Source organism: Mycobacterium sp. (assembly GCF_040509115.1).
Lineage (GTDB): Bacteria > Actinomycetota > Actinomycetes > Mycobacteriales > Mycobacteriaceae > Mycobacterium.
Genome location: NZ_JBEVLO010000357.1, coordinates 1 through 4,492 on the forward strand (window position 1 = coordinate 1; position 4,492 = coordinate 4,492).

The following is a 4,492-nucleotide window of genomic DNA, read 5'->3' on the forward strand; positions in this document are numbered from 1 at the left end:
GGTGTCGACGACGTCGAAACCCGTCTTGCCGATGACGACTCCCGCGACGAGCTCACCGACGATGACGGGGATCCTCAGGTGCGGCACGGCGGTGAGCAGTGGGCCGGCCATGCCGATCACGACCAACAGGGCCAGGGTGTGAAACCCGAAGTGCGACATGTCAGTCGGTCACGATTGCCAGGACACCAGACGACACGGAATGGGGGTGTTCTCGTCGGTGAGGTAGCTCGCGCACACGCGGTGGTATCCGTCGGCGATCTCCAGTGCGATGCCGTCGAGCACTTTACCGCGCACCAGCAGAATCGGTGAAAGCCGCTTACCCGCAGCGATCTTCGCGAGATCGGTCTTCACGCGCGGGTTCGAGTCGGCCAGCAGCGTCAGCCGTGCCGCGCGCAGGATGTCCTTGGCCTTGCGCAGTACCGGCTCAGCCGTCTTGAGGGCGTCGACGGTCTTGGCCACTGCGTCGGCCTCGGCGACCAGACTCAGGTAGTCCGCTGCGGCGTCGTAGTCGTGATCCTCTGGGGCATCGAGCCACTTGACCGCCATCCGGACACGATAAACCGGGCGGCTGTCAGGGGGACGTCACCGCGCGGCACCACAAGAACGGCAGCCTCGCCCGCTGAGAACTCGAGGGTTTTCCCCGATTCGTGAAGCCTGGCGCCGGGCCTATCGTTTGAAGGGTCGGAAACGTCGGGGGGCGACGCCGACGCGAGGGGTCGGGGGATGCGATGGCCACTACCAGTTCCACCAGCCATCCGGGTGCACGCGCGGCGGCGCTGCCAAACTCCGCCGATGCCCGCGTCGAATCGGCGTTGTGCGCCATGACGCTCGACGAGCTGGGCCGGTTGCAGGACGTCCTGCTGGACCAGCTCAAGATGGGGCTGCCGTCGACCGCCCAGATCACCAAGGCCATCGAACTCCAGAACACCGAGGTGGCGGCCTGGTTCCGTTTCCGCGAGGCGCCCGGGGAAGCCGTGAAGGTGGTGATGCTGCTCAGTGCTCTCGCGGTCGCGACGGCCTGGCAGACGCATCGCGGCACGCCCGCTCCTGCCCTGCGGCTCCAGAACGCCATCGCCAAGGTCCGCGAGTACCACGTCTACATGCTGCCGATCCCGCGTAGCGGCCCGTGCTTCTGCGGCAGCGGGGCCCGATTCCGGGCCTGCCACGGCAAGCCGCCGGTCGCTGCGCCCGCCGTCTGACTAGGCGCTGATCCAGTTGCCGTGGAAGCCGAACGGCACGCGGTGCGGCAGCTTGATCGTGGCCACCGGGGCACCGGCGAAGTCGGCGGCGTCCAAGATGACCAGGTCGCTGCCGTTGCGCGCTGGGTCGTAGACGTAACCGAGGTAGTAACCGTTGCCCTCGTCGGCGGGTCCGGTCGAGGGGACGAAGACCGCCTCCCCTGGAACACCAGGCGAGGCCGCGGTGCCGAAGGCGTGTTCGACGGAGTTGCCGGTGACGAGGTCTTGGCGTACGAGCTTGTCGCCGCCCACCGATACGGCGTACCGCGCCTGCAGCCCGGCGAGCCGGTCGTCGATTCTGGGGAACTCGACCACGTGCTCGTCGAGCTGCTGCTCGCTGACGGTGCCCCTGGCCAGATCGATCGTCCAGGTCCACATCACCGCGTTGGCATCGAAACCGCCGCTGTGCCGCCACAATTCGGGGTAGCGGGCCGCCTGGATGACGATGGAATTGCCCGTGTCATATGCGTTGGCGACGTGGAAGACGTAGCACGGGTCGATCTCGAACCAGCGGATCGGGCCGTAGGGGTCGTCGCGGCGCAGCACGCCCAGTCGGGCGCCGTACTCGTCGCTCCATCGGTAGGGCATGTCCCCGCCGCCCTTGGTGGCGATGTCGAGGTCGAACACGATGGGCAGGTCCATGAAGATCACGTGGTCGGCGGTCAGCGCGAAGTCGTGCATCATCGTCAGGGCCTTGACGTCGACCGGACGATTGATGGTCAGTTCGCCGTTGGCGTCCACCCGGTGGTAACTCACGTGCGGGTCGAACAGGTTGCCGTACCCGAAGAAGTGCATCTCGCCGGTGGTAGGGCAGATCTTGGGGTGGGCTGTCATCGAGTCGACGAGCTTGCCGCCGAAGTCGTAGGCGCCGATGGTCTCCAGGTCGTTGGTGACTTCGTAGGGCAGCGATGACTCGACCAACGCCAAGGTCTTGCCCGCGTGGTTCACGACGTGGGTGTTGGCCTTCGCGGACCGCAGGTTGCGGGTGCCGTCGGCGTTGTAGATCGGGAAGTCTTCCTCGAAGGAGTCGGTGCGCACCCATCGGTTGCGGTACCAGGCGGCTCGACCGTTCTCGACGCGGATGCCGTGGAGCATGCCGTCGCCGCTGAACCAGTGTCCGGTGGCCTCACGTGGGTTGGGCCCGTTGCGCAGGTACCAGCCGTCGAGTTCTGGCGGGAGGGATCCCTCGACGACCAGGTCGAATTCGGTGAGTTCGTCTTGGACGGGGGCGTAGTTGCCGCGCTGATAGAACGTGCCGGTGCCGAAGAGTTCGGACTCCTGCACGGCGGTGGTCTCGGTGTCGGTGTCGGACATGTCGCGTCTCCCTGGGCAGTTGGGTGGTCTCGTTCGCGCTGCCTCCACAATGACACTCCAGACATGACATGTCAATAGTGGAATGTTGGTCGTCGTCAGCCTCGGCGCGCGAAACGTAGGAGGATGAGTCGATGTCAGCCCGCCGCCACTCCGCGCTGCTCTTCAAGTTGGCGGTCCACCGCGGGGGCGGCTCGCAGCAGAGCATCGTCGACGAGCTTCGCCGGGTGATCCTCGACGGCGCCGTGCCACCGGGAACCCCCATCCCGGTCAGCGAGGTGGCCGATCTGTTCGGCGTCAGCCACATCCCGGTCCGCGAAAGTCTGAAGACGCTGACCGGTGAGGGACTCGTCGCCCATCAGACCAACATCGGATACGCCGTCGCGCAGTTGACGGCCAGCGAACTCGCCGAGATGTACATCGTGCGCGAGACGCTGGAATCCGCTGCGCTGGCCGCGGCGGTCACCCGCGCCACCGACGCCGAGCGCGCCTACGTCACCGACGTCAACCGGCTGCTGGAACTCGCAGTGACAGAAGACGATCCGCAGGCGTATCACCGCCAGAGCCGGCTGTTCCACATGGGCCTGACGCGCCCGTCGGGCATGCTGCGATTGATCCACATGCTCGAATCAGCCTGGAACATCACCGAACCCGTGCAGGTGATGGTTCACGTCGAACACTCCCAACGCGCCAGCCTGCACGAAGACCATCGGGAACTGCTCGACGCCTTCCTGTCCCGCGACGTCGACCGCCTGCTGGCGTCCAGCGCCGCACACCATCGCAGGCTGAACGAGGTGGTGGCCACGCTCCCCGCAGATACCGGCCTCATCGTCGAGGACGACGACTAACGTCGACGAATAACGTCGACGAATAACGTCGACGAATAACACTGAAGACCGCGTCGTGAGGGCATGACGCGACAAAGATATATTTTCGCCGCAACGGTCCCGCAACAACTCGCCGCTAGCTTTCCTCCATCGCATTGCATCATTTGCACGCAGATCAGGAGCTAGCAATGACAGACGTCAAGGAACCACCCCCGAGCGCCGTGATCGGCGCCGGCGACATCGTCGAGGCCGCAGGGCATCCCGTCGGCGGCGGGCTGATCAAGGAGCACTACGACCCGCGGCTGACCAACGAGGACCTGGCGCCGCTGGCCAAGCAATCGTGGTCGACGTACAACATCTTCGCGTTCTGGATGTCCGACGTGCACAGCGTCGGCGGTTACGTGACCGCGGGCAGCCTCTTCGCCCTCGGCCTTGCCAGCTGGCAGGTGCTCATCGCCCTGTTGGTGGGCATCGTCATCGTCTACTTCCTGTGCAACCTCGTCGCCAAGCCGAGCCAGCAGGCAGGCGTTCCCTACCCAGTGGTGTGCCGCAGCCCGTTCGGCGTGCTCGGCGCCAACATCCCGGCGATCATCCGTGGCCTGATCGCCGTGGCGTGGTACGGCATTCAGACCTACCTGGCCTCTGCCGCGCTGGACGTCGTGCTGCTCAAGCTGTTCCCCGGCTTGGCGCCCTACGCCGACGTCGACCAATACGGTTTCACCGGCCTGTCCCTGCTTGGCTGGTGCAGCTTCACCCTGCTGTGGATCCTCCAGGCGGCGGTGTTCTGGCGCGGCATGGAGTCCATCCGCAAGTTCATCGACTTCTGCGGACCCGCCGTCTACGTCGTGATGTTCATCCTGTGCGGCTACCTGTTGTGGAAGTCCGGATGGCACGTCAGCCTGTCCCTCGGTGGCGAGAAGAAGGGCAACTCGCTGGTCATCATGCTCGGCGCGATCGCGCTGGTGGTGTCCTACTTCTCCGGCCCCATGCTGAACTTCGGTGACTTCGCCCGCTACGGCAAGAGCTACCAGGCCGTGAAGAAGGGCAACTTCCTGGGCCTCCCGGTCAACTTCCTGGTGTTCTCGCTGTTGGTCGTCGTCACGGCCGCCGCGACGG

5 protein-coding genes and 1 pseudogene are annotated in these 4,492 nt (G+C 65.6%); 3 read left to right on the forward strand and 3 right to left on the reverse strand.

All coding sequences use genetic code 11. From position 1 onward, the window contains the following. Together ABW137_RS24925 and ABW137_RS24930 are read right to left on the reverse strand one after the other, a co-directional pair. Positions 1 to 159: pseudogene (locus tag ABW137_RS24925) on the reverse strand (cation:proton antiporter); the annotation flags it as partial. Positions 160 to 168: 9 nt separating this feature from the next. Continuing rightward, positions 169 to 546, reverse strand: coding sequence for a hypothetical protein (locus tag ABW137_RS24930; protein ID WP_526404137.1), 378 nt, complete (start codon positions 544 to 546; stop codon positions 169 to 171). Positions 547 to 728: 182 nt separating this feature from the next. Here ABW137_RS24930 and ABW137_RS24935 point away from each other — a divergent pair, with 182 nt between their 5' ends. Continuing rightward, on the forward strand, positions 729 to 1,199 hold the full coding sequence (locus ABW137_RS24935; RefSeq protein WP_526404138.1) for a hypothetical protein: 471 nt from the start codon (positions 729 to 731) through the stop codon (positions 1,197 to 1,199). Here ABW137_RS24935 and ABW137_RS24940 read toward each other — a convergent pair whose 3' ends face one another. Next, positions 1,200 to 2,552 carry a carotenoid oxygenase family protein gene (locus ABW137_RS24940; protein ID WP_526404139.1) on the reverse strand — a complete coding sequence of 451 codons (1,353 nt, stop codon included), beginning with the start codon at positions 2,550 to 2,552 and terminating at the stop codon, positions 1,200 to 1,202. It abuts the gene before it with no gap. Between the two features lie 131 nt (positions 2,553 to 2,683). Here ABW137_RS24940 and ABW137_RS24945 point away from each other — a divergent pair, with 131 nt between their 5' ends. Both ABW137_RS24945 and ABW137_RS24950 read left to right on the forward strand, forming a co-directional pair. Next, positions 2,684 to 3,397 carry a GntR family transcriptional regulator gene (locus ABW137_RS24945; RefSeq protein WP_526404140.1) on the forward strand — a complete coding sequence of 238 codons (714 nt, stop codon included), beginning with the start codon at positions 2,684 to 2,686 and terminating at the stop codon, positions 3,395 to 3,397. A gap of 167 nt (positions 3,398 to 3,564) precedes the next feature. Continuing rightward, positions 3,565 to 4,492, forward strand: a 928-nt coding sequence (locus ABW137_RS24950) for a cytosine permease (RefSeq protein WP_526404141.1), incomplete at its 3' end; no start/stop codon positions are given.

Excerpts from the sequence above, each read along its gene's own strand:
- ABW137_RS24940 (WP_526404139.1), bottom strand. The coding sequence starts at position 2,552 with ATGTCCGACACCGACACCGAGACCACCGCCGTGCAGGAGTCCGAACTC.
- ABW137_RS24935 (WP_526404138.1), top strand. The coding sequence starts at position 729 with ATGGCCACTACCAGTTCCACCAGCCATCCGGGTGCACGCGCGGCGGCG.
- ABW137_RS24945 (WP_526404140.1), top strand. The coding sequence starts at position 2,684 with ATGTCAGCCCGCCGCCACTCCGCGCTGCTCTTCAAGTTGGCGGTCCAC.
- ABW137_RS24930 (WP_526404137.1), bottom strand. The coding sequence starts at position 546 with ATGGCGGTCAAGTGGCTCGATGCCCCAGAGGATCACGACTACGACGCC.